The organism is Pseudomonas avellanae BPIC 631 (genome assembly GCF_000444135.1).
Lineage (GTDB): Bacteria > Pseudomonadota > Gammaproteobacteria > Pseudomonadales > Pseudomonadaceae > Aquipseudomonas > Aquipseudomonas avellanae.
In genome coordinates, this window is sequence record NZ_ATDK01000358.1 from 1 (window position 1) to 3,208 (window position 3,208).

4 protein-coding genes are annotated in these 3,208 nt (G+C 55.9%); 3 read left to right on the forward strand and 1 reads right to left on the reverse strand.

The window, feature by feature from the left end; genetic code table 11:
* Positions 1 to 214: 214 nt before the first annotated feature.
* Positions 215 to 1,051: a CvfB family protein gene (locus DW49_RS0121555; RefSeq protein ID WP_005616208.1), complete on the reverse strand. Its 837-nt coding sequence runs from the start codon at positions 1,049 to 1,051 to the stop codon at positions 215 to 217.
* Positions 1,052 to 1,370: 319 nt separating this feature from the next.
* On the opposite strand from DW49_RS0121555, the gene DW49_RS0121560 reads away from it, so the two are divergent.
* The 3 genes from DW49_RS0121560 (at position 1,371) to DW49_RS0121570 (ending at position 3,113) form a co-directional block, all read left to right on the forward strand.
* The gene (locus DW49_RS0121560) at positions 1,371 to 1,559 is read left to right on the forward strand and encodes a hypothetical protein (protein WP_002554403.1); all 189 of its coding nucleotides are present in this window, start codon (positions 1,371 to 1,373) and stop codon (positions 1,557 to 1,559) included.
* Positions 1,560 to 1,726: 167 nt separating this feature from the next.
* Positions 1,727 to 2,242 (forward strand): hypothetical protein, encoded by a 516-nt coding sequence (locus DW49_RS0121565; protein ID WP_005616205.1) that lies wholly within the window; start codon positions 1,727 to 1,729, stop codon positions 2,240 to 2,242.
* 142 nt (positions 2,243 to 2,384) lie between these two features.
* The gene (locus tag DW49_RS0121570; protein WP_003382526.1) at positions 2,385 to 3,113 is read left to right on the forward strand and encodes a TorF family putative porin; all 729 of its coding nucleotides are present in this window, start codon (positions 2,385 to 2,387) and stop codon (positions 3,111 to 3,113) included.
* The last annotated feature ends 95 nt before the right edge of the window (positions 3,114 to 3,208 follow it).

A 3,208-nucleotide genomic window follows, 5' to 3' on the forward strand; every position in this document is an offset into this window, starting at 1 on the left:
CACTTACGTCGCACTCTGCGTCGTCAGTGCCATCGCGATCGAAAAGCGCTTTCGTTTATGCGCATTGACTATGAGCAAGGCATGCCGTTGTGTTGCCGCATAGATATGATGCACTGCCTCATGGGATGCGTGCCAGCATGAGTATTGGCACGTGGGTCAGCCCTACCCTGAGCGCGCAGCCGCGGCGCTCAGTTGTACAAGCCTGGGCGATGTATCAGATCAGGTCGATGCGGTCTGCGTGAATCACGATTTGACCCTGTTTGTACAACGCACCGATGGCTTTCTTGAAGTTGCCTTTGCTGACGCCGAACAGGCCGCTGATGACTTGCGGGTCGCTCTTGTCGCTGACGGGCAAGGTGCCATTGTTCTCGCGCAGTTTGGAGAGGATTTTTGTGTTAAGGCTACTGGCCGCTTCTGCGCCCACCGGCTGTAGGCTCAGGCTGATATTGCCGTCGCTACGAATTTCCTTGATGTAGCCTTTTTCCTGCTTGCCGGCGCGCATGAACTTGAACACTTCGTTCTTGTGAATCAGGCCCCAATGCTTGTTGTTGATGATCGCCTTGAAGCCCATGTCGGTCGCTTCGGCCACCAGCAGGTCCACTTCCTGGCCAACGCTGTAGTTGGCAGGCGTCTTGTCCAGATAGCGATCCAGACGTGCAGTGGCGGTGATGCGGCGCGTGTGTTTGTCGAGATAGACGTGAACCACGCAATACTCGCCAGCCTGCAGGGTGCGCTTCTCTTCGGAATAAGGCAGCAGCAGGTCCTTGGGCAGGCCCCAGTCCAGGAACACGCCGATGCTGTTGACTTCAACCACCTTGAGGCTGGCAAACTCGCCGACCTGCACCTTGGGTTTCTCAGTGGTGGCGATCAGCTTGTCTTCGCTGTCCAGGTAGATGAATACATTGAGCCAGTCTTCATCTTCGGTAGGCACATCCTTGGGGATGTACCGATTGGGCAGCAGGATTTCGCCGTCCTGCGCACCGTCCAGGTACAGACCGAAGTTCGTGTGCTTGACGATTTGCAAGCTGTTGTAGCGCCCGATTAAAGCCATTTCCAGATACCCTCATTACGTGGGCGGCATTCTACCCGACTTTGTGTCCGGGTTCGTATCGCGGTTCACATTGCGCTATGACCGGTATCAGCAAGGCTTCCATTCGTCAGGTTCCCTGCCCCTGACAAATCACCCTGCGATGTGGGCCCGGGCACTCGATAACTGAAACTCTCCTTTAAAAACAAACAGTTGAATTTATTCAGCGTGATGACCAAAACGGTCAGGCCTGTACGCCAGCCTCGGGCGGATGCCATATTTGCCGAGCAACAATCAAGCATTTCCTGTATTCTGGCTGGCCGTATTACGTTTATGAAGGTAAATGGCAGCCATGCGTATCAAAGCATCCCACTCGAAAGCCAAACCCGCCCCAGCCGTTGAAACGAGCGACTCGATCAACGCGCAAATCGCGGCTTTCCTGAAATCCGGCGGCGAAATCCAGCAAATTGCCAAAGGCGTGAGTGGCCAGACCTTCGCACCGTCCAAGCAGATCAATCTCGGTAAAAAGTAAAACTGCGTTTTGCCTGTCGATCTCTATGCGCCTTGACGCTCAAGGCGCTAGATTGACCATCCTTCGCTGGATATTCTTCCGGCCACGCTGCTACTCTCTCCTCTGATATCACTATGACCACGAGCTGGATCACGCTCTGGACGCTATCTCCTTTGTGGAATGCTCGAATGAAGAACTGGATGCTTTTCGGTGCACTTGTCTACCTTGGCGGCTGCGCATCGCATCATTGCGAAAACGGTCCCAACGGCAGCCAGCTTGCCGACGGCTCCTGCCGGGCCGAGCATCTGCTGTACCAGAACGATATGCTCCAGGCCAAGTTGCTGATCAGCGAAGACAACCGCGAGAACTACGAACTGGCCGAAGCCATTCTGCGCCGTGCCGGCCTTGAAGATGCCTCGGGTGAGGCCGAGTTCTACGAGGCCGTGTTGCTGATTCGTCAGCAGGCGGATCAGCACCGGGTCATACAATTGCTGCAGACCGCCGCAAAGAACAAGCACCCCTTGGCCATCGCCCTGCTCTCTCAGCAATTGAGCATCAGCGACCCGAAACTGTCTCAGCATTATCAGGCCGAGTACGCCGAACTGGACGTCGCCAAGAGCGGCTATCCGTCGTTCACCCAGGCGCTGGTGGTGATTCGAGGGTTGGTCATTCCGCCCGCACAGACCACCGCTGCCACTCAATAATCGGCAAATCGATGAACGGTCTGTTTAAAGACGATTTCGCCGGTATCCTTGCAGGGCTCTAGCACGAGGCTTGTGTCTGGCTCCTGAGCCATTTTCGATACGCCATTCCTGACCACACTCCTCGCAAATCAAGGAGTGAGCCATGCTCAGCCATCGCTTACACGCGTTGTTTATCGGCGCCCTGTTTGTCTGTCAGTCCGTCTCTGCCCAGGTTCTGGAGCGGGACTTGGGTGCTTTCGACCTGAAACTCGCCACCACGCCCACACGCAGCATGGCACAAGGCTTGGTAACACCCAGCGGCGGCTCGGGTTCCTTTCATGGCGGGCTGGACCTGACCCACGAGAGCGGCTTCTACTTCGGCCAATGGGCGCCGAACATGGGCTTCGCTTCCGACACAGGAATGGAACTGGATTCCTACATGGGCTTCAAGAAGCCGTTCGACAGCACCCTCGGTTACGAGCTGGGGATGATTCGCTACAGCTACCCGGACACCAGCCAGATCGACAGCCACGAATTCTACGCCGGGCTGCGCATGCAAAGCAGCCGCATTGGCGCTGCGTTCAGCAACGATGTGGGCACACGTGACAGCACGGTGTTTGTCGATCTGGGGGCCATCGAACAATTAGGCGTCGGGGTGCGCATGCAGTACGCCAACCACCAGTTCGACACCCCGCAATCCTCCGCTGACGGCGGTTTGATCAACGGCTTCAACGACTGGTCACTGAACCTGTCACGCCCCTGGCTGGGCATCGACATGAACCTCATCTACAGCGGTTCAAGCCTGAGCGGCGGCGATTGCAGCGTCTACAGCGGCCACAACGCACGCTGTGAAGGGACGTTCACGCTCAAAGCAGTGCGTTCGTTTTTTTAACCCTCTAACCGGGTTGAACTGCTAGTGTACTGTTTTCGAAAAAATCAGCCACCAACTAACGGAAAATTCAAATCTTATCAATAGCTTAGCTTGCA